The 23,403-nt window shown below is 39.8% G+C and carries 21 protein-coding genes; 7 read left to right on the top strand and 14 right to left on the bottom strand.

The window, feature by feature from the left end:
- Positions 1 to 395: 395 nt before the first annotated feature.
- Positions 396 to 614: a hypothetical protein gene (locus tag ACWATR_RS12695; protein WP_460332677.1), complete on the bottom strand. Its 219-nt coding sequence runs from the start codon at positions 612 to 614 to the stop codon at positions 396 to 398.
- A 521-nt stretch (positions 615 to 1,135) separates the two neighbouring features.
- Here ACWATR_RS12695 and ACWATR_RS12690 point away from each other — a divergent pair.
- Complete coding sequence (locus ACWATR_RS12690; protein ID WP_460332675.1) at positions 1,136 to 3,295, top strand: Tex family protein; 2,160 nt, start codon at positions 1,136 to 1,138, stop codon at positions 3,293 to 3,295.
- A 13-nt stretch (positions 3,296 to 3,308) separates the two neighbouring features.
- Positions 3,309 to 3,656 (top strand): 2Fe-2S iron-sulfur cluster-binding protein, encoded by a 348-nt coding sequence (locus tag ACWATR_RS12685; RefSeq protein ID WP_460332673.1) that lies wholly within the window; start codon positions 3,309 to 3,311, stop codon positions 3,654 to 3,656.
- Between the two features lie 35 nt (positions 3,657 to 3,691).
- Here the strand turns inward: ACWATR_RS12685 and ACWATR_RS12680 are convergent, their stop codons facing one another.
- From ACWATR_RS12680 to ACWATR_RS12645, 8 genes are all read right to left on the bottom strand, one after another.
- Positions 3,692 to 4,132, bottom strand: a complete 441-nt coding sequence (locus ACWATR_RS12680; RefSeq protein WP_460332671.1) for a hypothetical protein — start codon at positions 4,130 to 4,132, stop codon at positions 3,692 to 3,694.
- 44 nt (positions 4,133 to 4,176) lie between these two features.
- Complete coding sequence (locus ACWATR_RS12675; protein ID WP_460332669.1) at positions 4,177 to 5,031, bottom strand: DUF72 domain-containing protein; 855 nt, start codon at positions 5,029 to 5,031, stop codon at positions 4,177 to 4,179.
- A 239-nt stretch (positions 5,032 to 5,270) separates the two neighbouring features.
- A complete protein-coding gene (locus ACWATR_RS12670) occupies positions 5,271 to 5,660 on the bottom strand; it encodes a hypothetical protein (RefSeq protein ID WP_460332667.1) in 390 nt (129 codons plus the stop codon).
- Between the two features lie 57 nt (positions 5,661 to 5,717).
- A complete protein-coding gene (locus ACWATR_RS12665; RefSeq protein ID WP_460332665.1) occupies positions 5,718 to 6,560 on the bottom strand; it encodes a hypothetical protein in 843 nt (280 codons plus the stop codon).
- Positions 6,561 to 7,007: 447 nt separating this feature from the next.
- Complete coding sequence (purT, locus tag ACWATR_RS12660) at positions 7,008 to 8,171, bottom strand: formate-dependent phosphoribosylglycinamide formyltransferase (protein WP_460332663.1); 1,164 nt, start codon at positions 8,169 to 8,171, stop codon at positions 7,008 to 7,010.
- 64 nt (positions 8,172 to 8,235) lie between these two features.
- Entirely contained in the window at positions 8,236 to 8,718 is a 483-nt protein-coding gene (locus ACWATR_RS12655; protein ID WP_460332661.1) for a pentapeptide repeat-containing protein, read from the bottom strand.
- A gap of 156 nt (positions 8,719 to 8,874) precedes the next feature.
- On the bottom strand, positions 8,875 to 10,638 hold the full coding sequence (locus ACWATR_RS12650; protein WP_460332659.1) for an ABC transporter permease subunit: 1,764 nt from the start codon (positions 10,636 to 10,638) through the stop codon (positions 8,875 to 8,877).
- A gap of 47 nt (positions 10,639 to 10,685) precedes the next feature.
- Positions 10,686 to 11,636 carry an ABC transporter ATP-binding protein gene (locus tag ACWATR_RS12645; RefSeq protein WP_460332657.1) on the bottom strand — a complete coding sequence of 317 codons (951 nt, stop codon included), beginning with the start codon at positions 11,634 to 11,636 and terminating at the stop codon, positions 10,686 to 10,688.
- A 251-nt stretch (positions 11,637 to 11,887) separates the two neighbouring features.
- Here ACWATR_RS12645 and leuB point away from each other — a divergent pair, with 251 nt between their 5' ends.
- From leuB to accD, 4 genes are all read left to right on the top strand, one after another.
- On the top strand, positions 11,888 to 12,988 hold the full coding sequence (gene leuB, locus ACWATR_RS12640; RefSeq protein WP_460332655.1) for a 3-isopropylmalate dehydrogenase: 1,101 nt from the start codon (positions 11,888 to 11,890) through the stop codon (positions 12,986 to 12,988).
- Positions 12,989 to 13,217: 229 nt separating this feature from the next.
- On the top strand, positions 13,218 to 13,478 hold the full coding sequence (locus ACWATR_RS12635) for a hypothetical protein (RefSeq protein ID WP_460332653.1): 261 nt from the start codon (positions 13,218 to 13,220) through the stop codon (positions 13,476 to 13,478).
- Between the two features lie 116 nt (positions 13,479 to 13,594).
- Positions 13,595 to 14,443 (top strand): prepilin peptidase, encoded by an 849-nt coding sequence (locus tag ACWATR_RS12630; RefSeq protein ID WP_460332651.1) that lies wholly within the window; start codon positions 13,595 to 13,597, stop codon positions 14,441 to 14,443.
- 568 nt (positions 14,444 to 15,011) lie between these two features.
- Positions 15,012 to 15,962, top strand: a complete 951-nt coding sequence (accD, locus tag ACWATR_RS12625; RefSeq protein WP_322638660.1) for an acetyl-CoA carboxylase, carboxyltransferase subunit beta — start codon at positions 15,012 to 15,014, stop codon at positions 15,960 to 15,962.
- Positions 15,963 to 16,071: 109 nt separating this feature from the next.
- On the opposite strand, the gene ACWATR_RS12620 is transcribed toward accD, so the two are convergent.
- The gene (locus tag ACWATR_RS12620) at positions 16,072 to 17,493 is read right to left on the bottom strand and encodes an MFS transporter (RefSeq protein WP_460332649.1); all 1,422 of its coding nucleotides are present in this window, start codon (positions 17,491 to 17,493) and stop codon (positions 16,072 to 16,074) included.
- Positions 17,494 to 17,719: 226 nt separating this feature from the next.
- Between ACWATR_RS12620 and ACWATR_RS12615 the strand changes: the two genes are divergently transcribed.
- Positions 17,720 to 18,940, top strand: a complete 1,221-nt coding sequence (locus ACWATR_RS12615) for an ABC transporter substrate-binding protein (protein ID WP_460340376.1) — start codon at positions 17,720 to 17,722, stop codon at positions 18,938 to 18,940.
- Between the two features lie 16 nt (positions 18,941 to 18,956).
- Here ACWATR_RS12615 and ACWATR_RS12610 read toward each other — a convergent pair whose 3' ends face one another.
- The 4 genes from ACWATR_RS12610 to ACWATR_RS12595 form a co-directional block, all read right to left on the bottom strand.
- The gene (locus tag ACWATR_RS12610; protein ID WP_460332647.1) at positions 18,957 to 19,349 is read right to left on the bottom strand and encodes a type II toxin-antitoxin system VapC family toxin; all 393 of its coding nucleotides are present in this window, start codon (positions 19,347 to 19,349) and stop codon (positions 18,957 to 18,959) included.
- Positions 19,346 to 19,591: a type II toxin-antitoxin system Phd/YefM family antitoxin gene (locus tag ACWATR_RS12605; RefSeq protein ID WP_322718247.1), complete on the bottom strand. Its 246-nt coding sequence runs from the start codon at positions 19,589 to 19,591 to the stop codon at positions 19,346 to 19,348. Before ACWATR_RS12605 ends, ACWATR_RS12610 begins: the two co-directional genes overlap by 4 nt.
- Before the next feature lie 227 nt (positions 19,592 to 19,818).
- Positions 19,819 to 20,739, bottom strand: coding sequence for an alpha/beta hydrolase (locus ACWATR_RS12600; protein ID WP_460332644.1), 921 nt, complete (start codon positions 20,737 to 20,739; stop codon positions 19,819 to 19,821).
- Positions 20,740 to 20,822: 83 nt separating this feature from the next.
- Positions 20,823 to 23,093, bottom strand: coding sequence for an ATP-binding protein (locus ACWATR_RS12595; protein ID WP_460332642.1), 2,271 nt, complete (start codon positions 23,091 to 23,093; stop codon positions 20,823 to 20,825).
- Positions 23,094 to 23,403 lie beyond the last annotated feature (310 nt).

Raw genomic sequence — 23,403 nt, 5'->3', positions numbered from 1 at the left:
GTTTATTGTTACATATAATCACCTACTAGAATACCACGAGAAAAGCGTGTTGCAAATTTATCGTCATACTTCATCAAAAATTTATTTACCGAAAATATACTTAAACAAAAACTTCACAAAATCGAAACTTTATTTTATGTGAATTTTTATTTTGAGGATTTGTACATTTATGAAGCACTTCTGGATACTAAGACTTGCAGAGTTAGGGACTTAGGATCAAACTCGATAAGTCCCAAGCTAAGAGTTTCCGAAAGCAAAATTTAAACTCGAACAATAGTGCAACCCTTGGCAAGGTGTAGCACAGAGTTACACTAGATTACAAGAAAAATTATAGATAGCAATCAAGAGTATGAATTGTTGTGGTTGTGATTATTCAGTTTATGTAATTTGTTTTCCTATTGTTTGGACTCATTGTCCTGCAAAAGTCTGTTGGTAATAATGAAGACAATGATTAACAATCCAAACTGAATCTGCCAAGGCGCTAATACCAAACTTAAAATCAAGCTAATAGCAGCAAATACACCTGAAAGATATGCAATCTCATCAGTACTTTTTTTGAACAAGTAGCCAGTGGCTAAAGCAGTACACAATGGTATCAAGAAAAACAAAGGCATTTTACTAACCTCTGGACTAAAAGTTGTTGTGCTTATAAAACAAATTAAAATTGTTTTTGTAATTGTGGTTGATCTTACATCTAATCAGGTTTGAGCCACAACAGTCGTTTGAAATAAATATTATAGAAAATAAAGACTATGCAACGTTGTATATTATGCCAATGGGAATAATGATTGCGATAGATGAAGTACCCAAAAGCTTGGCGAAAAACTCCTTCTTCTGTGGTTGATGGTGCGCCAAGCTTGCTTAGTTTGTAGAAAGTACACAATGCCTTCGGTGAAACTCCTTGTATCGTTCTCTTGACTCAGTTTCGTTGCACTATCCTATACAAATGCTTATTCATCTATAGAGATTGAAAGGGTTGAAAACTTGCGTAGGTGGTTTTTTTCTATTTCGCCAACTCCCCTCTTGTGAGTAATCATCTGGTAAATTGGCTGAAAAATTTGGTCTTGCGCCAAGATAAGGTTCTAGCATATTACCTTTAGAAGTAACATTTTCATTTTTTCATTTTAGACACCTAATGCTGAACATTCCTCAACTACTGGCAACTGAAATAAACCTCAAACCCCATCAGGTGCAAAACGCGCTGGAACTTTTGGCGGAGGGTGCAACGATTCCCTTTATTGCACGTTACCGCAAAGAGCGCACCGATGAGATGAATGAAGTGCAACTACGTGAACTGGCTGATCGATATACTTATTTAACAGAACTTGAAGAACGAAAATCTGTAATTTTAAGTGCGATCGCTGACCAAGGTAAACTTACAGATGAACTTAAAGCCAAAATCTCATCCTGCTTACAAAAAACCGAACTTGAGGATTTATACTTACCCTATCGACCAAAGCGACGCACCCGCGCCACCATCGCCAGAGAAAAAGGACTCGAACCACTGGCGGAATTCATCAAGTCGCTAAATGTCAAAAATGCTGCAACTGCTTCCCTGGAAGAAGAAGCGGCTAAGTATATTTCTGAAACCAAGGGAGTAAAAACAGCAGAAGAGGCGCTCAAAGGTGCTGCTGACATTTTGGCGGAAGAAGTAGCTGAAAAAGCGGAATTACGCGCATATATCCGCGATTATCTGTTAGACGAAGGGGTATTTGTCTCCCGCATCAAAGATGATTATCCCGAAGGTACAACCAAATTTGAGATGTACCGTAACTATCAAATTAAGGTGAAAAATATTGCACCCCACAATATGCTGGCCTTGTGTCGTGGTGAAACCGAAAAAGTATTAAGTTTTGAAATTGCTTTCGATGAAGATACGGTACTTTACTATCTTGAGTCGAAAGAAATTAAAACCAAAGTACGGACAATTCGGGATTTTTATCAAGCGATGTTGAAGGATGCATTCAACCGTTTGATGAAAGTATCTCTAATGGGAGAGGTCATTTCTGAGAATAAAGTCTATGCAGATATAGAATCAATCAAGACATTTGAAACTAATCTGCGGGAGTTGCTGCTATCTGCACCAGCAGGGATGAAACCAACACTGGCGATAGACCCTGGATTTAGAACTGGGTGTAAAGTTGCAGTCCTCGACCAAACTGGAAAATTTTTGGAATATCAAGCAGTATTTCCTCACCAAGCGGCTGAACAACGACTCAAAGCAGCACAAACTGTCAAAAATCTGATTGAAAAGTACAAGATTGAGTTAATCGCCATCGGTAATGGTACAGCGTCTCGTGAAACAGAAGAGTTTGTGACGCAAGTATTACAAACCATAGAACGCAAACCAGTTAAGGTGATGGTGAATGAATCTGGCGCATCTATATATTCTGCAAGTAAAGTAGCGCTGGAAGAGTTTCCCGATTTAGATATTACCGTGCGCGGTGCTATTAGTATCGGCCGCCGTTTGCAAGACCCCTTGGCGGAACTGGTGAAAATCGATCCCAAATCCATTGGTGTGGGACAATATCAGCACGATGTCGATCAAAAGTTGTTGAAAAAGAAATTGGATGACACCGTAGAAAGCTGCGTTAACTATGTCGGCGTAGACTTAAACACCGCCTCCAAAGAACTTTTAACTTCCGTCTCTGGGATTACGGCAAGTGTTGCCAATAACATTGTCGCCTATCGTAACCAGAATGGAGCCTTTAAAAATCGCCGCCAACTTTTGAAAGTTCCGAAGCTGGGGCCAAAGGCCTTTGAACAAGCAGCGGGTTTTCTGCGGATTCGCGGCGGTGACAACCCATTAGATAATACAGCAGTGCATCCAGAAAGTTATTCTGTAGTAGAAGCGATCGCATCTGATCTAAATGTGCCATTAAATCAGGTAACACAAATCGCCGAAAAACTCAAAAAGACCAACCTGAAGAAATATGTTACTGATAGCGTCGGCGAACCCACACTGCGCGATATCCTCAGTGAACTGGAAAAACCCGGTAGAGATCCTCGTGCTGAGTTTAAGTATGCCACCTTCAAAGAAGGAATTAAGGAAATTAGAGACTTAAAAATGGGAATGGAACTAGAAGGAATCGTGACAAACGTCGCCAACTTCGGTGCCTTTGTCGATATCGGCGTACATCAAGATGGTTTGGTACACATATCTCAACTTGCTGATAGATTTGTAGATGATCCCAACAAAGTTGTCAAAGTCGGACAAGTAGTCAAAGTACAGGTGTTAGAAATAGACGAGAAACTTAAGCGGATTAGTCTGTCGATGAAAGCAGTTAAACAATAATTAGAAATAGCAGATGGTAGTTTATCAAGTTCGATTCATCAATCCTACACTTGGGTTAGATCGCACCATTCAAGTACCAGACGATCAATATATTTTGGATATAGCAGAAGAAGCTGGTATCCGCCTACCGTCTGGGTGTAAACAAGGCGAATGTTCTGCCTGTGTCGCCAAACTCCTTAGCGGTGAAGTTGATCAAAGTGAGCAAAAATTTCTGCGTCCAAGTGAAATACAGGCTGGTTATGTTGTTACTTGTGTAACTTACCCTTTGTCTCATTGCACTTTAGAAACCCATCAAGAACAAGTCTTATATAAATCAGCCCTTTACTATAAGCCTGAATCTGGAAAAAGTGATAAGTGTTGATCCGAACTTGATATAACTCCTAACATCTGCCTGCTTCAAATAGCTCTTTGCTGCACATGTCGCCCATCAAACCCTTGCTTAATCCAACTCAAACATTCATATTCTGACTTAAATAATTTTGGAGCTGCAATATTATTCAATAACTCTGGTGGATAATGGTCATAAAAATATTTATCTCTTTCTTGGAAGATGATAATCAAATTGTTTTTGTAAATGTAGCGAGACTTAAAATTATCCGATTGGGGAACCAACTCGGAATTTTGTTCGATATGTTCTTTAGCAATATCAACAATATTACTAACACCACTTCCATAAATTCCTGCTGGATTTTCCGCTTTATGAAATTGGCTTTTATGACCAATTTCCGATAGCAATTTATATGAATAAATTTCGTAATTATCCGCCTTGCCAAAAACAAATGGAATGATCAGATATCCTTTGTACGAGACTGAATTCTCATAAAGAAAACGACTCATTTCAACCTCCTTTGGTGGAACTACTCTTAAAAACTTCGCTGAAATCACCATAAACTGAGTTGATTGGGGGGATGCTCAAGGTTATTCCAAGGTAGAGGTGGAACTGGTGCATCGCTTTGTTCCAATAGCTGTTGGAAGTGACGCGCTATGCTGGGCGATCGCGCTTCTATTGGACAATGAACAAAGAAATAAATTCGCACTCCCATCTGCAACCATTGCTGAATCTGCTTTACCCACTCTTCCATAAACGGCTGATTCACTGATAAATTTGGATGAGAAATAAACCGAATCAGCGTAAAAGGCGCTGTCACGCTCAATTGCAACGGTAATTTGGGTTTACGCCGTTCCGATAGCAACTGGGGGTCATCATCTCCCGTGTAAATGGGGCGCGAGTCTAACAGTACCCGTCCCACACCGAGCTTTTCTAAAAGCGCCGTCAAATTACTAGCATAGGGTTCCCTGAACCAGTCGGGATGCCTAACTTCCACCGCTAGAGGTGCTTCTGTACGCGGCCAAGCTTCCAAAAAGTTGGTCAAATCGTCAAGTAATACAGGTGCATAACTAGGTGGTAACTGGGCAAACATTGGGCCAAGATGCTTACCTAAAGGCCGCATCCCCTCCAGAAATTTTAAAGCGGCTGGAATATAAGGTTGTAGCAACCCTTGATGAGTAATATCTCGCGGTAATTTCAGGCAAAATTCAAAACCTGCTGGTGTTTCGGCAGCCCAACGGGTTACAGTTTCTTCGTTAGGCACGGCATAAAAGGTGGTGTTACCTTCTACAGTCGTGAAACGACGACTGTAGAGATGGAGAAAATCGGCAGTGCGAGTTCCTTGGGGATAAAGTTCGCCTACCCAACCTTTATATGCCCAAACAGCACAACCGATAAAAAAGTTCACAGTGCCTAAAAGCCTTGATGTATCTATTCAATTTTACAGGCAGGTTGTAGAGATCAGATCAAGCTAGTACCGCAAGGCGGAATTAAAAATTAAAAATTAAAAATTAATACAGCATAAGGGTTTCGTTGATTTAGAATGATTGGTTTATTTCCGCCGTGTTGTACTAGTTAAGGAGGGAGGTGGCACTTACTCCCACTGCTTCTGCTTGTGCGATCGCTACTGTAAGGTAAAGTTTAAGATTACAGAAACAACCTACGCAAAAAGCCTAATAAACGGATAGCCAAATCTATGTATACCTGAGTTTTACGTGCAGTCTCGATTTCCTCTAATATTTGCTGCATCTGTGCCCGATTTTTCGGATTGATTCCGATGATACTAACTTTTATAATCGCTGCTCTTACCTTATTGAGAGTAAGTTGGCATTCGCTAACTGCTAACTCAAACTTGTTTACTTCCTCCCACTTTTTCTGATGTTGTGCGTTGACAAGTTCAAATTGAAGCTGGAACAGAATATTTCTTAATTTTTCTTCTGTATTATTGAGTTGTTCTAAGTCGATTTGTTTGTCAGTAACTTCTTGAAGCTGAGAAATTATTTCCGCAAAAGGATCTAATATATTATTGGTGGTCATGATTTATATATTCAGTTAAGTTGTGAACATTGTTCATGACTAGTTGCACCCTAAAAATTATTGACATAATTGAGAATTTGGTGGTTGCACCTGTCTGTTTCTGAGAGATATTTCTTTCAGAAATTCCTTCAAAACTTCATCTTCATTGATCTCTTTTTCAAGAGTGTTAATCTTTGTGAGTGTTGAACTATAGTCGTTCCCAGTGAAACTGGTAGCTACCCCAACAATCTGAGTAACTCTAGCAGCAATAACTTCAAAGTTAAGATTAGGGTAGTCATCAATTAGTTCTGAGAGTTTTCGTCCAGTGTCAGCTGCTACCAAAAGTTTAGAGATAGATTCATTCAAACTTTGTTGCTCATAAAAATTAACTTTTCGCCAATTATCTATCTGTTCAACAACTTGGCGCTTAATTTCTTCTGCTTCTGGTTCTGAGGATATATTTAAATTTCTATACTGTTCACCGAGATGCTTTAGCTTGGAACTGATAATTACCCGTTCCCAATCCCTTGGTCTTGGTGGTTTTTCCTGAATTCTTTTAGCTAAAAGTAGCATTTTTACTGTTAAACACCTTGCTGGCTGGGCAGTTTTAGCAACTATCCTTCTACTTTCATAATCAATTGTTTCCAGCTTGTTAAATACCTCAACTGCTACATCATATTCTGCTTTCAAAGCATCGAGTGTTTCATCAACATCCGATGATTGGGTATTTAGTTGATTTTCTCCGGTGATAATTCTATTTATTTCTCTAGGAATTCCGAATTTAATATTGGTATCAGTTAGTAATCGTTCAATAACTAAATTATCATCTATAGGTAAATTATTCAGTTGATAGATTTCCTTCACCGATGTAATAGCATCAGCCGCTCGATCGCGAAAATTCTCGGCAGTTACTCGCAGCATTGTTCTTTTTTGAGGCGTACAACTGCTGACAGTGCAACTGATAGTACAAGCTACTATACAAAATTTCCATAGGCTGAATTTCTGAATATGGAAAACTCTCATCAACATACTTAGCTGTGTCCAGATATAGTTAATACTTATTTGCCACTATTCAACAATCCAGTATGGAAATGATTAAAAAGCTAACTGCGTCGGAATTAAATCTTTTTTCCCAGTCATCTGGAATTTTTAGAGATACTACTCACTAACCGTAGAGTATCACGGAATGTTCATATTACTGGTTAAATTAAATACTTGTAACAGATGCTTTTTCGTGTCAGGGAAAAATTGACAAAACTTTTTATAATTGTGTCTTAGGCTCCACTGTCAAAGCTAGTGCGATCGCTAATTGGCATTTTGCTTGCGATCGCAATTATGTAGCACTCTGTTTGCTAGAGTGGCGTGATATTAGATAATTGTGATTTTATTTGCGGCTCTAGTAGCTTTTTCTCTAGCCTCTTGGATATTAATACCTTTCGCTAAAGCTACGCCCATTCGCCGATAAGGATGAGCATTCGGTTTTCCAAATAATTTAATATCTACATCTTTTTCTGACAAAGCATCAGCTACACCACCAAAAGCAATAGAATCAGATTTTTCTGATGCTAAAATTACCGCACTAGCTGATGCTCCTAACTGCTCTATATGAGGAATTGGCAAGTCTAAAATAGCTCGCAGGTGTAGTTCAAATTCGTTTAGATTTTGTGAGATTAATGTCACCATTCCCGTATCGTGGGGTCTGGGAGAAAGTTCAGAAAAAATCACTTCATCTTTGGTAATGAAAAATTCAACACCAAAAATTCCGGCTCCTCCTAATGCGTCAGTGACTTTTATGGCTATTTCTTGCGCTCTTAATATCTTCTCTTCAGAAATTTCTGCCGGTTGCCACGATTCTTGATAATCACCTCGTTCTTGGCGATGACCAATAGGAGAACAAAAAATTGTCGGTGCATTCCACTGCTTAATTGTCAGTAAAGTTATCTCAATTTCAAAGTTAATAAATTCTTCTACGATGACCTTTTGACTGTCTCCTCTAGAATTAGCGATCGCATAATTCCAAGCCTTCTCAACCTCACTTCTATCCTGCACTACAGACTGACCTTTACCAGATGATGACATCACAGGTTTAACAACATTACTAAATCCAATTTCATCAGAAATCGCAATCAATTCTTCTAGAGTTGTTGCATAACCATATTTAGCCGTTCTGATGCCCAATTTTTGATGTGCCAGTTCCCTAATTCTGTCGCGGTTCATTGTATAGTTAGTAGCAGCCGCAGTGGGTATAACTGTAATACCTCGCTGCTCAAATTCGATCAGTTTTTCGGTTCTGATGGCTTCAATTTCTGGTATGATGATATCTGGCTGATGTTTTCTCACTACAGCTTCTAAATCATCAGCACTGAGCATAGAAATAACTTCATAAGCATCAGCAACCTGCATCGCTGGAGCATTGGCATAGCGGTCAACAGCAATCACATAATTACCAAGACGTTGAGCTGCGATCGCAACTTCTTTGCCTAGTTCTCCTGAACCCAGCAACATCAATTTTTGGGGCAACTTAATACTCATTAACTTATCCAGTCAATTTCAATTTAATCATCTTATAATTTTTTGTGTTTTAATTACCATCTACTCAAGAATTAAATCTAGCTCCGCGTAGTTGTAATTCTTGACGTTGGAGATGAGTTAAACCAGTACCTACGCCAAGTTGACACTTATCTACTAGAGTTTCTAACCAAATAGTCTCGTTAAGAGTTGTACCTCGTAAATCTGCTTTTCTCAAGTCAGCTTTGGTGAAATTTGCAAATAAAAGGTCTGCATTGATTAAACTACTACCTTGTAGATTTGCCCCTGATAAGTTAGCTCGAATGAAGTTTACACCATCTAAAATTAAACCAGATAAATCTGCTCCGATCAGATTAGGAAACTTTAGCTGACTTGGATATTTAAAAAACCGCATAATACAGATGATATTTGCTTCATTTAGTCGCATTTTAGTTAAAAACTCATAACGAGCTATGCCCAGTTGCTTAAGAATTTGTAGACGCTGTGGGGGACTTTGTTCTAAAAACTGGATGGCTGTATGGCGTAGGTCTTGAGTAGGGATATTTAACATGATTTTCTGATTGTTGTAATACTTGTGTTTATTAAAAATTTAACAGCCGATATTGGCAAATAATAGATAATATAGCAGTCTTAAACCATTCATGAAAAACAAGAACCCCGATTTCTTTGAGAAGTCGGGGTTCTAACTTTATCAATAACTACTTACTTAACGTCCTGCCAATAATGCTTTCGTAGCAGATTCGCCTGCTAACCTCACCTGCCTTGTCAACTGAAAGTTTAACAACGCTAAAACACTCAACTGAGTTAGAAATGCCATAAAAATTGTTGTCGCGCCAGAGTATTCTATCGCTGCCCAAGGAAAAGTTGAAAACAGCCATACAGTAGGGTATTTCCACGAGGAAATGCCGAGGAATCCTAGAATCATCGGTGGTAGGAACGTTACTGTACTTATAGTACCTATTGCCCAGAAAGAACGTTTAGGAGTTTTCAGCAAAAGTATCAATTGGGCGATGGTAGCGTAAATCATCATTAAACTGATAGACAAAGCTATAGTTAACAGTACTTTCAACCTGTCAAAATTATCACCTGCCCAATTTGGGCTATGGTCTGTATCAAAAACTGATGTAAGTGAAATCCAAACTAGCCAGGGAAGAGTAACAATTGTCAAATTAATAGCGATCGCTACGAGTGCAGGGCTTTTTTCAGCCCAAATTAGATCCTGCCAAATACTCTTGTGGCTAGAAACTCCCTGATGTCGATATCTTGCCCAATCTTGTACATCTTGACGGTGAGGGGAAAGAACTGCAATTAAGCTTAAAACCAACATCAAGTTGTATAGAACTAGAAAAATTAAATTTTGCCCTACCTGTTTATACAAGGTGGAATTACTGTTCCAATGTTCTAAGCTAAATCCCCACATCATCACCTGGCAAAAAGCTACCAATAAATAACTTTGTTTCTTGCTGATTATTAAGGCTTGAGGATTACGAAAGCAACGTTTAAGAGCTTGGAAAATTCCGTAACTGCACAATCCCAAATTCAATAAATGGAAGCCAACAGCACTAACAATATTTGCCCCTAATGGTAAATAGAAAAACTCCAAACTTCTCAGGGGAGAAGCCTTGGACAGATTGAACAAATTAGGAAATAGATAATTTGTTGTATCCCAAGGGCTAAAGAGTCTAAACCAAGTATTTGAGTTATTTAAACTATTGCTATAAGACGATGCCAGCACCATCGTTGTAAACAAGAAAAGCAAAACTGCGCCACTACCTAACCAAGGCTGAAAACCACTAAACCAACGACTAACTAACCCAAATAGTAGTGCAGCACTGTAGAAGAAAATACAACTAGCAGCAAGAATTGCGTAATAACTAAAAATGTAACTAGATGCAATTTTTGCTGAAATTCCAGACCACAAATGTAAAGGAATTGCTGCTAAAATAACGAGATAAATTAAACTTGGAACTCCTAGCAACTTGCCAGTCAATATACTTGTTTCTGATTGAGGACTGAGACGGATGAAATTCAGTGTACCGCGAGTTTCTTCTTTAGCTAAATCATTAATCAGCAAATAAGTTCCCGCAACTAAGAGGGTAAATACAAAAATTACACTCAAAGAGAGGAATATATATTCCCAGTGATCTCGCCACCATAACTGCCAATCAATTTCGTTTTGTGGACAAAAATTCTTTGAAAAGAAATCATTGAAATAATCAATTTGAGGTTGATTTGATTTCTGGTAAGCCTGCTTTTGTCGCAGTTCATATACTTGACGTAAACGACAGTATGTAGCAGTTAGCGCGTATTGATCATCAGGAAACTCGCGTAACTGATATAAAAAAACTACCAATTGTAGAAGTAGAGATGTAGCAACTGCGATCGCGACATTAACAAATTTTAGGCGTCCTTTGAGTTCTCGAAATAGTTGCGGATTCCAATCGCCGATTTTGTCTATTAAATTGAGCATAGTATGAAAAATTCTCCAAAAATGGAAAAGTGATATTTATTGACGTATCAAGATGCTTGTTTGTGACCTAAGTTTAAGAAAATAGTTTCTAAGTCTTCTTGTGTGCAGTGAAAATCAGTTAGAGGAATGCCCGCTTTAATTAGCGATCGCAACAACTCAGCACTATCTTCATCTTTGCCCGAAAAATTCACCCGCACGCTGTTTTTTCCTGGTATTACCTCCCACTGTTCTACTAAAGAATGATGTTTAAGTTCACTCAAAAGTGTCTCTAAGTTCCCCAGAGTTGATATCACAATTTGCTGATGGGCAAGACGTTGGTAAAGTTGCTGTAGGGAAGTACTTTCTACCAAAAAGCCAAGTTCCATAATTCCCACAGAAGTACAAAGTTCAGCTAAATCACTGAGAACGTGGGAAGAAATGATCACAGTCATCCCAGCTTCTTGCAAAGCCTTGATGATTTCACGAAAGTGCATCCTAGCAATGGGGTCAAGCCCAGAAACAGGCTCATCTAGTAGGAGTAAAATCGGTTCGTGGATAATGGTTCGCGCTAAACTTAAGCGCTGTTTCATCCCTCGCGACAGCGTAGAAATCCGACTATTACGTTTATTACCAAGTTGAATTAGTTCTAAAACTTCATGTAAGCGTTGAGTGCGGCGTGGTTCTCGTAAACGATAAAGACGCGCAAAATAATCTAAGTAGTCCCAGACTGTTAAATCTTCATACAGCGGATAGTCATCGGGTAGGTAGCCTAGACGACGCTTGAGTTTGGGATTACTCTTGTCACGGAGTAGGCGATCGCCATTAATATAAATCTCACCCGTAGTTGGTTCTTCAGCAATTGCCAACATTCGGATGAGAGTTGTTTTACCTGCGCCATTGGGTCCAATCAGTCCATATACTTCCCCCGCCTGGATTTCTAAATCAATATCATTGACAGCAACGTGGCGGTCAAATTGCTTAGTTAGCCCACGGGTACAAATTGCTAATTCTTTTACCATCGCTGCTAGGGTGCGGCTTGTGATTAACCGCTAACCTAACCTTTTTTTACAGTTTTTGTCAGGCTGGTTTCAGAAATTGAAACTGGCTTTATATATCGCCTCAGCTTCCAAACGAATCCGTTCTTGTGTCTGGTCATCAAAAGGGCGATTCAGACAACATACAATACATCTAAATAAATTAAAAACTCCATCAGTACATTTTGCTAGGTATGATATTTGATCTGAAAGCATTTACCTAGTAATAACCAGCTATGACCCAGAACTACCGCATTACTCTACTACCCGGCGATGGCATTGGCCCTGAAATTATGGCAGTGGCGGTAGACGTGCTGAAAGTCGTAGGGAAGCAATTTGATCTGAAGTTTGAATTCCAAGAAGCCCTCATCGGTGGTGCAGCAATTGATGCCACAGGCGAACCCCTGCCATCTGCAACTCTCGAAGCTTGTCGTAACAGTGATGCTGTATTACTCGCAGCCATTGGTGGTTATAAGTGGGATTCCTTACCATCCAATTTACGCCCAGAAGCAGGTTTGTTAGGACTACGTGCAGGTTTAGGATTATTTGCCAATTTACGCCCAGCGAAAATTTTGCCCCAGCTAATCGATGCCTCGACTTTGAAACGCGAAGTTGTGGAAGGCGTGGATATTATGGTGGTGCGCGAACTCACTGGCGGGATTTACTTCGGTAAGCCTAAAGGGATTTTTGCCACAGAAACAGGTGAGAAACGCGGTGTAAATACAATGGTTTACAGCGAATCTGAAATTGAACGTATTGCTCGGGTAGCCTTTGAAGCAGCCCGGAAACGCGGTGGAAAACTTTGTTCGGTGGATAAAGCGAACGTATTAGAAGTATCTCAGTTGTGGCGCGATCGCATCACCCAACTTTCACAAGAATATCCAGATATCGAACTCTCTCATTTATATGTAGATAATGCTGCTATGCAGTTAGTACGCGCTCCCAAGCAATTTGACACTATAGTTACAGGCAATTTGTTTGGTGATATTCTCTCTGATGCTGCTGCCATGCTCACAGGTAGTATTGGAATGTTACCCTCAGCTAGTTTGGGCGCTTCTGGGCCTGGTGTATTTGAACCAGTTCATGGTTCCGCACCAGATATTGCTGGACAGGATAAAGCAAATCCTCTAGCACAGGTTTTGAGTGCGGCGATGATGTTGCGCTACGGTTTAGACCAACCAAAGGCAGCAGATCACATCGAACAAGCCGTATTGCAAGTTTTAGAACAAGGCGATCGCACGGGGGATATAATTTCTTCAGGCAAAAATCTTTTAGGTTGCCGCGCTATGGGCGATGCATTGATTTTAGTACTCGACCAAACCAAAGTTCTTGGGTAAAGCTGGGGAGTAGGGATAGGTAGTAGGGAAAAGTTTGTTCGTTTTGCCAAGACTGCAATTCCCTCAGTGCAAAGCGTCTAGGTCGGAAACCTCCGCTCCAGTTTTGCGCCAAATCCCCTTTCTGTTACAGAATTACGAATTTTAAAGTCCAACCTGGGCAAATTGGCAACCTTTGCTAAAAGTTTCGGGTAGACTAGAGGGAAATCTAGCAATCAAATAACAGTCGATAGTGTACGCATTACGACAAGGACAAGCAACTTTTACCGCCCCGAAGAATCAGTCGCCTCTGATTGATCCCGCCGTAATCAGAGCCGCTGGGCAGATTTACTACACTCACTGTGAAGTACATCCCGAAATAGCTGGGCAACCTTCCGGTGTAGCAATTAATCGAATGACTCATCGAGGTAAGGTTATTTTTACTAACCAACCAGTTCTCCTACCTCAAGAATGTTTTGTGCCCTTGAGCCAAATTGAATCGCACATTTATTAGTCATTGGTCATTGGTCATTGGTCATTGGTCATTAGTCATTAGTCATTGGTTCTCGACAAATGACAAAAGATAAACGACAAATGACACAAGACAAATGACAAAGGACTAATGACTGTATGGACATTTTGTTCGCCATCCCGGCGAGTGTAATAGTCTTTGCTTTAGGTGCATCTATTGGTAGTTTTCTCAATGTTATTGTTTATCGGTTACCTGCTGGGTTGTCAATTCTTTGGCCGCCTTCTCGTTGTCCTAAATGCTTAAACCAGCTAAAAGCTTACGACAATGTACCAGTATTCGGCTGGATTTCCTTAAGAGGGCGGTGTCGATATTGCAAAAGCAAAATTTCTGTCCGTTATCCTGTGGTAGAAGGGGTAACGGGCATAATTTTTTTACTAATTTTTTTGGTATTTCAAGTTTCGATTTTAACAATAGGCTATTGGGCTTTTTGCAGTTGGTTATTAGCGCTATCGCTCATTGACTTAGATACAATGACCCTACCTAATCCACTTACTCAGTCGGGTTTAGTGGTAGGGATTTTGTTTCAAATGGTAGTTGGTTTTCTACCAGAAGGTAGTTTTGTGGCATTGGTAAATCATCTGATAATGGCGATAGTTGGTGCAGTATTAGGCTTATGGCTATTTGATGCGATCGCCCTATTGGGTTCAATTGCCTTTGGTAAAACTGCAATGGGTGCAGGTGACGCCAAGTTAGCAGCCATGATGGGAGCCTGGTTAGGCTGGAAATATTTACTCTTGGCTAGTTTTATTGCCTGTGCGCTGGGAGCGTTAATTGGCACTGGTGTTATTATGCGTAGACGTAAAGCCGCAAATCAAGAAACATCGCGACAAAAGTTAGGACAAAAGATGCCTTTTGGCCCTTTTTTGGCTTTAGGATCTGTGATTACCCTATTTAGCGGTGAAGCTATTTTGTCTAGTTACCTGCGGTTATTTTTTCCAGCGTCTTGAATTGAAGTAGAGAAGAAGCAAGGGAGCAGGGGGAAGTTGCAGTAAGTTTTTCCCCTCTGCCCCTCTGCCTCTTGTGCCCCATGCCCCATACCCAATGCCCATTCATAAAAAATATTTATAATTCGTGACTGTAACCAACATTACCCCATCTGCCCTTCACATTTTGATAATATTCAGCTTGTGACTTGTATTACCCTCTTAACGACGATTAACCGTTGGCAAGTACAACTAGTACAACAGATGCTACTTGTTCAGAACCTAGCAATACGAATAATTGATTTGGGTAGGAGGGGGAGAGCATTTTATTTGGAGGTTGGTATTCTCATGGCGTTGTCAGTACGTCCATATAATTAAGTCTGCCGAAAAAAATAGCAAGAGACTTGTATTGGCATAAGTATTTTCGTTAAGCTGGCAACCAAAGATGAAAATTAAGGTCTGAATTGCTTAAAAGCGTAGTTTAACGATGTAGTCATTAAGTCATTGTAAAGACGAATGACCAATGATTAAGGACAATCCAATACGGTTTGACATGTTTTCGACCTCATACCCACTTAAAATAAAATAAAAAATGGCTAACAACGAAGAATCACGTGGTTTAAAGTCTCTATTTGATTGGTTTGCAAATCGACGGAAGTCAGGATCTACCAGCCTCGAACGCCAAGAACGTGAAATTGCTGATGGTCTGTGGCACAAATGTTCTAAGTGTGGCGTATTGGCATATACAAAAGACCTGAAAGCCAATCAGATGGTTTGTGTCGAATGTAATCATCACAATCGGGTAGACAGTGATGAGCGCATCCGCCAATTGATAGATAGCAATACCTGGAAACCGCTGGATGAGCATTTGCGTCCAACCGACCCGCTAGAATTTCGCGATCGCAAACTCTACAGCGATCGCTTGCGGGAAACACAAGATAAAATTGGCTTGATAGACGCAGTTAAAACTGGTTTGGGTCAAATCAATGGTTTGCCCATTGCCCTTGGGGTTATGGACTTCCGTTTTATGGGTGGTAGTATGGGTTCGGTCGTGGGAGAAAGACTCACCCGCATGATTGAGCAAGCCACTCAACGACGATATCCTGTAGTTATCGTCTGCACCTCCGGCGGCGCGAGAATGCAAGAAGGAATGCTCTCTCTGATGCAGATGGCGAAAATTTCCGCAGCTTTACAGCGCCATAAAGACGCTCGATTGTTATATATTCCAGTTTTGACAAATCCGACAACGGGCGGCGTTACCGCTAGCTTTGCAATGTTGGGCGATATAATTTTGGCAGAACCCAAGGCAACCATTGGTTTTGCTGGTCGGCGAGTGATTGAGCAAACCCTACGGGAAAAACTACCCGAAAATTTCCAAACTGCTGAAGATTTGCTCCAGCATGGTTTTGTCGATGATATTGTACCCCGTACCCAATTAAAGAACACCCTAGCCCAGCTGATTGCTCTACACCAGCCTGTATTAACAACACCTCACATGGTGTTGTGGGAAACAATGTCCTTGACTTCTACCGCCGCAGAATAAAGTTTGGGGAATGGGGAATGGGGCACAAGAGGCAGAGGGGCAGAGGGGCAGAGGGGAAAAACTTACTGCGACTTCCCCCTACTCCCCTGCTCCCCTGCTCCCCTACTCCCTAACTTCTTTGTGGCTCTTGGAGAAACATGAGTGGAACCAGGGCTACTAGTCGGAATAAACCAGAGAGGACAAACAAGCTTAGTAAACCTCCAGACTGGGCAAATTGGACTATGAAACTGCCTATAGTTGTGCCTAAAGCACCACTTACTCCAGCGACGGCAGCTGCGATCGCAAAATAGATAGACTGATTTTGAGTTGGTGCGATCGCCAATTGTATATTGTTGCTGCACAAGTCAATCGCCGCCCAAGTCCCTCCAATCAAGATGTGTAACAGTGGCAACCACAGCCAAATATCAAGGCGATTAACACTAATCCCCAGCCACAGCAGCGGCGTCGCTGCAACCAAAATCCCAATACAGATGAGGATGGGACGATTACCTATCTTGTCTGCTAATTTTCCCCACAGGATGAGCATTACCAAAGTCGCCCCCGCCTGGAGGCTGTTGTAGATAGTCACGTAACTTACATCTAAATCCAGCGTATCCAGCATATAGAGATTAAAAAAAGGACTGCTGAGGTTAACAGCAAGTGTCCAAAAGCTGAAATACAGCAGAAATATCAAAAAGTTAGAGTTTTTCCAAACACTGTTAGCTAATTGGTTTTGTGGTGGATCAATTGATTGAGCGACTTCAGAAGATTCATCTTTTGCAATCTCTGATTGAATCTCACTTGTTTGAGTTAACTTGCCATAATAAGTGTTTTGCGATCGCGGATTCATATCCACCTGGAAATATTGACACCCCAATCCCATAATCCCAAAGACAACACTTACCAGTAGAACTACCCCATAACCTTGTAGAGATCCCCCATACCAATGTGATACAACTAGACCGGCTATTGGTACGCAAACCAAATTAGTTAGACTAGCGGCGCTACTGCGTAGCCCAAAATACCTACCTCGCAATCGCCGGGGAACTATCATTGCCACCCAACTTAACCAGGATGCAGTTCCTAGTCCTCCCAAAAGATTGCTAAATAGAACAATCAAGAGTGTCAATATCACTAACTGATGAGCATCAACCACTCCCCAACCGGCGCTGGCAATACCAATTACTAAAATCAGCCATAGCAACCGACCAATTCCGTGTGTCCGAAGCGAATATTGAAAACGGCTGGTGCTGCGTTCCGACAAGTAAGCACCCAACGGCTGAATAAGATTGACCAACATCGGGATAGAGCAAAGCATCCCAAATACCACTGGGCTAGCACCCAATTCCACCAATAAATTGCTGAGTAAAATCCCGCCAGTTCCAAGGGAGTAAACCGATGCTAAGACAGAATCCGCAGTAGAAGCTTTTAAACTAGTGCGAATAGTATCCTTGGGAATTCGAGAGTTTGGAGAGATTGCTATTGGTGGTAAGGCAATCTGGGGAAATTCCAGAGTCAGTGGCGCAGTTGTTTCAACCTGAACAGAATCCATAATCTATGTTTATGGGTGAAGTACCCTGGATAAATCCGGTTGCAGAGGAATTAAGTATGCTTTATAGCATTGCTGATAATTTTTCGTTATTTTAGCTTGCAATTCTCAACAAAAATTTCAAATAAGTAAAATTTCACTCCTTAGCAACAGAAGGTATAAGTAAGAGGAGAGAAACTGTTATCTGTTTGTGATTAAGAAAAGATTATTTAATTTTTTAGGATTGGTGATGGCGATCGCGATCGCTATTATTGCTTGTCAAAGCCTACAATTACCAAGCAAACCGTTAGCATCTACGGCAGTCACCATTAAACTCAGTGGTTGGGGAGGTTCTCCCGTTGAGCAAAAGCTCTTGAGACAAGTACTGCAAGACTTTGAAGTACAACATCCGGCAATTAAGGTCAAATATGAGGTAATTGCCGACCAATACATGGATGTAATCAAAACTCGTTTAGTTGGAGAAGCTGCGCCCGATGTTTTTTATCTAGATGCGCTGGAAGCTCCTTTCTTGATGAGTCAAAATGTCCTAGAACCGTTAGATAGTTATATCACTCCCAAATTTGACTTAGTAGACTTCGAGGATACCCTACTCAACAGTTTTAAATATCAGAACCAGATTTACGGTCTTCCCAAAGACTATTCCACCCTTGCTTTGTTTTATAACAAAAAAGCCTTTGCCTTTGCAGGCTTGAGTAATCCACCAGCGACTTGGGATGAATTACGGACTTACTCGAAGCAATTGACAGGCAAACTTAACAAATACGGCTTTGGTGAAATTCCAGAATTGGCGCGTCAGGCTTATAAAATCAAAGCCTTTGGTGGACAACTCGTTGATCAAAACGGTTCTGCTACCTTTGCTAGTGAGGCAGGTTTACAAGGTTTAGAGTTGGTAGTTGACCAGTATCAAAAAGACCGCTCCTCTGCCCAAAAATCTGATGTGGGGACAAACTCAGGTAGTGAAATGTTTGGTCAGAATAAAGTGGCAATGGTGATTGAAGGTAACTGGGCAATTCCTTACTTAACTGAAACCTTTCCGCAAGTAGAGTTTGCTACTGCACCACTGCCTACTATTAATGACAAAAAAGGCACGATGGTGTTTACAGTTGCCTACGTAATGAATAAGCAAGCACAACACAAAGCCGAAGCCTGGGAATTAATTTCCTATCTCACAGGTAAAGAAGGAATGCAAAAGTGGACAGGAACAGGGTTTGCTTTGCCAACACGTAAATCAGTAGCAAAGAATTTGGGCTATGACCAAGATCCACTGCGATCGCCATTAGTTGCGGGTGTTAATTATGCTACACCTTGGCAGGTGGGGAAATATCCAAGTGCGATCGTGAATAACTTTGATAACCAGTTTGTCAGCGCCTTGTTGGGGCAACAACCATTAAAACAAGCAATGCTGAAAGCAGAGAATGAAGCTAATCAGCAAATTAAGGCGATGGAGTAAGCAATCTTTCTTAACTTCACCAAATCACGTTTGAGTAAAAATTTGCTATTTCTTTATCTGACGTAATTATTGCAGCTTGATTACTTTTGGCTAGTGCGACGACAACTCGATCTACTGGATCTCCATGACTCCATTCTAAGTTGACACTTTCCATCCAAATATTTTCATCAATGGGTACAATCTCAACAGTACTAGACTTTTTCAGCCTTACTACATAGTCGTTAAGATTGACTCCTAAATCTAGTTTTTTATTTTTGATTTTTATCGCAATTTCCCATATAGCTATGGAAGGGACAAGACCATTTTTATCCCTTTCCATCTGGTTGCACGCTTCTTTAGCTTGTTCAGAAAGTTTGGCTGGATCTAAACTCCACCAAATTAGGGCACAAGTGTCAAGGACTATCTTCACAATTGTGTCCATTCCTCAGTGGTTGGTGTAGTTAAATCCTCAAAGTACTTCACTTTACCGCGTATTTCCCCAAATAACTCTTCTGTTGAAGGTGCTTGTGCGTATTTGGAAATTTTCACGACTGGCTTACCGCGATCGGTAACTACAATTTCTTCTCCTTCTGACTCTACCAGTCGTAAGAACTCAAGAAGTTGAGATTTGAGTTTACTTTTGGAAATTGATTTCATAATAACCGTAGTCATGACTATAGTCATATTTTAATAGGATTTATCGTGAGGCACAAGATCCCCGACTTTTCAAAAAAGTCGGGGATCTGGGGATCTGATTGAGCAATGTTCGCTCTAAAAAATCTAGAATAAGATAAGGTTTACTAATTATTTGACAATGGAAGTTGTAAAACTTACAACTAAAATCGATTCTTGGACGAATTTTTGAATCGTGTCGAAGGTAATACCGATGGATCTATTTCTTACTCTTGAGACTCTACCTTTTGGATAAACTTCTGAATTGCTTGTAAATACGAGCTACTTCCAGGTTGATAAATTTGGACATGTTTTCCTTTTGGAATTAATAAAAGTTGTTTGGGTTCAGGGGCAGCATCATATAACTGCTGACTCATGTAGGATGGAACAATGCTGTCATCAGTTCCATGAATAAATAAAACGGGAAGACGTAGAGAACGAACTTTAGAAATAGAATCAAACTTTTGTGTTAGCAGCAACTCGATGGGAAACATCCGTAACCAATCTCTATATTTGATTTCCTCTGCCATTGATGTAAAAGAGCTTTGCACAATTAATCCACTAGCTTCTGGATGTTTTACTGCCAAATCTATAGCAACTGCTCCCCCCATTGATTCGCCGTAAATGACGATTCTATCAGGAGGTATTTGTTGTATTTTTACTAAATAATTCCAGGCTATTTGACTATCTTCATAAAGCTGAGACTCACTAGGAAAATTCCCTTTACTACTACCATAACCTCGGTAGTCAATCACTAATACAGAAAACCCCAACTGTCGCATTGCTTGAAGTCTGCCTATGTAATTGTAGTAACCTTTATTATTAGCAGCACCACAAAAGTATAAAAATGTTTTAGGTGATTTTAAAATTTTTACAGGCTCATTTGGAATTAAAGAAACTTTCTCTTTTGGTAATGGTGCTGGAATCCACCAGCCATGTATATATTCATTAGAGTCGGTAATAGATAAACGCACATCTTTGTAAGGAAGAAAAAAGTCGGGTGAACTAGGTAGAGTTAAAATTTGTGGAGTGGGGCTAAATATCAAAGAACGCTGCCGAACAAACAAAAATAGACAAGTTGAAATGTAGGCGATCGCTACCACTCCTATACTCCTTAGCAGTATTTTTCGAGGATGAAAATATCGCATATTCCTAAAGTTCTTTTCCAATACTGCCAAAAGGTACGATGTCTACGACGGGCTACGCCTACGCGATTTTTGTTAGCCTACTGCTAATACAATCCCCATTCTAATTTCAGAGTTTCTAACTTAGGATTTTTTACACTCATTCTCCTACACTCTTCCAAAAATGCTTTGACTTGTTCTTCGTTAAGACTTAAGCCACCATCTTGTAGATTATTGATGTAAGTAATCACATCTGAAGTTGTTAAAGCCGAATTGATTTCTTCTAGAAGAATAGCATTTCTAACTTCCCGACAAACCAACTCAATATCTGATGAAGTAAATCTCCCACTTTTATCTGCCAGAATTTCAAAGTTGACTAGCTGATTTATATCAATTTTTGAAAGATAGTGCTTGAATAAATCTATTCTCTCTGCTTGAGAAGGTGGAAAAACAGGAATCTTCCAATCCAATCTACCAGAACGTTTTAAGGCACTATCAATACCACTTAAATAATTAGTAGCAGCAATGACAATTACATCACTATTTTGCAGATTATTTAGTTCTATGAGTAATTGATTGATAGTTGCCTTTTGGTCTGTGTGTGCGTTATCTTCATTACGATTAAATCCAATACTGTCTAACTCATCAATGAATAAAAGTGAAGGAGATTTTTTCTTAGCTTGAGCAAAGATATCTCGAATATTCTTTTGACTTTGCCCTATCCAAACACTGACAATATCGGCAGGAGAGAACTTAAAGAAATATCTCCCCGATTCATTAGCAAAGGCATTTGCTAGTAAAGTTTTACCACATCCCGGTAAACCATAGAAAAGAATTCCCCCAATTGAACTCTTATATCCTTTAGATTGCAGCTTCAAGAGTCTAGTTAGTTTTTCTTTTTCTTCGTTTAGCCCTTGTACTTGGCTAAAGTCAAGCTTAAATTCTTTGACGCGGTTAGTAATTGGATATGCTTGTACTAAACTAGGTTTTTTAGCTCCATAATTAAAAGATGGATAGTCGATAGAGTCAAAGGATACTGGAACTAATTGGTGTTTTTCATAATCAGGAGCCATGATTACAACTTGGAAGCGATCGCCATAATATCCAGAAAACTTATATTCTAATATTTCCTTAGCCTTTTTCAATTGGTAATAATTTCGTGCTATCTCAAAACCAGGAATTACTAACCAAAGGCTTTCTAGTTTATTCGGCCATACTTTGGATTTCCTTAAAACTCTTTTAATGGAATCTAAAAAGAGGTTATTATCCTGAAATTCCTGGTATTTGAGAGTTTCTATCTCAACCACTACCTGATTTTTTACATAGACTTCTATAATTTCACTTTGGTACTCTTCATCATCGTCTGATCTCTCTTCATCAATTGTTTCTTCATCGCTGGAAGTCAACTCGACTTCACAACCGATATTAGACAATCCATATCCTAGACTTTCCAACGTTTTAATAGCAAAATACTTAAGGTAGATATATTCTTTACTTTCCTGCTGCCACTTCAGAGTATAAAAATGTTCAGCTTTCATCTTCAGCAATAATTGTGATTCAGCTTGAATTTGAGCTTTTTGTAATTCGACAAAGTAATCTTGCAAAGATGCATCATCTTCCTCTATTTCATAATATGGAAGTTCCAGTAATAGGCGAAAATGGGCGTACACTTCCTCTTTGGATTCAATAGAGGCTTCATTTGGATATTTACACCTGAGAGTAAAAGTAAAAGGAATTTTACTAGCAACTCTATCTACCAAGTATCCTAAAGCATCTTCTTGCTGATGAGCTTGGATTTCTAAAGCCGATGGACAATGAAATAAGATAAAAAATTGTTCGGAATTATATTTATTGGCATATAGGGATATCTGTTCAAACTGCTGATCAAATTTTTCAGAATCAAGCAATTCTAAACCAGTGTTGCCAAGTATAATGCTGGTCATTGTTGAGCGATAAAACTGAAAAATACTAGCATCAGAGATAGAATTTTCTTGTTCATCTTCACAATCCTTATCTTCTGAGACAATACTTGTAGGGATTTTCCTAGTAGCAGCTTTGGGTATACTATTGAATCCACCATATTGATATTTTCTAATTAATTCATAATTAAAGATTTTGACAACAATATCAGAGAAGAAATCTTCTACTTGTGGAATTAAAAAAATACCTACTGGCTGGTGAGAATCTAAACATGCCTGGAATCGTTCATATTCTTGTTCAGAGCCAAAATCAAACAAGTAGTAGAAAAAATCGTGTTTAACTGAAATTGCCTCTTTTAGTTTGGCTGAAATAGATTGAGATTCAGCAACTTCATTTATTGGTTCTACACCTTTAAGAGAAATAGCTATTTTTGTATCCAACGGAATATGCAAATCCAACGGAGGATTTGCACAAAGCCCCAATTCATCAAGAGCAATATTAAAATCATCTATGAATGATTGACTTCTACGCTGGTAGCCAAACTGTTCTATGATAGTTTTTACCCGTAGGCTTTTTTGAGTTTTACCAGTTCTCTGGAGTTTACTTTTAATTGAACGTAAGTAGGCTGTATATGACATTTTGTGAGCATTCCAAGGAAACTAAATATATAGTTCCCTAACTTACACATCCAGCTAACTTACACAAGCAATGTCTTTATTTGTGTCCGAGAGTACGATAAATAATCATGCACGACCTATCGCTACAGCC

This window comes from Nostoc sp. UIC 10890 (genome assembly GCF_054786515.1).
Note: the sequence above shows the minus strand (reverse complement) of the source record. Positions and strands in the feature narration are given on the sequence as shown.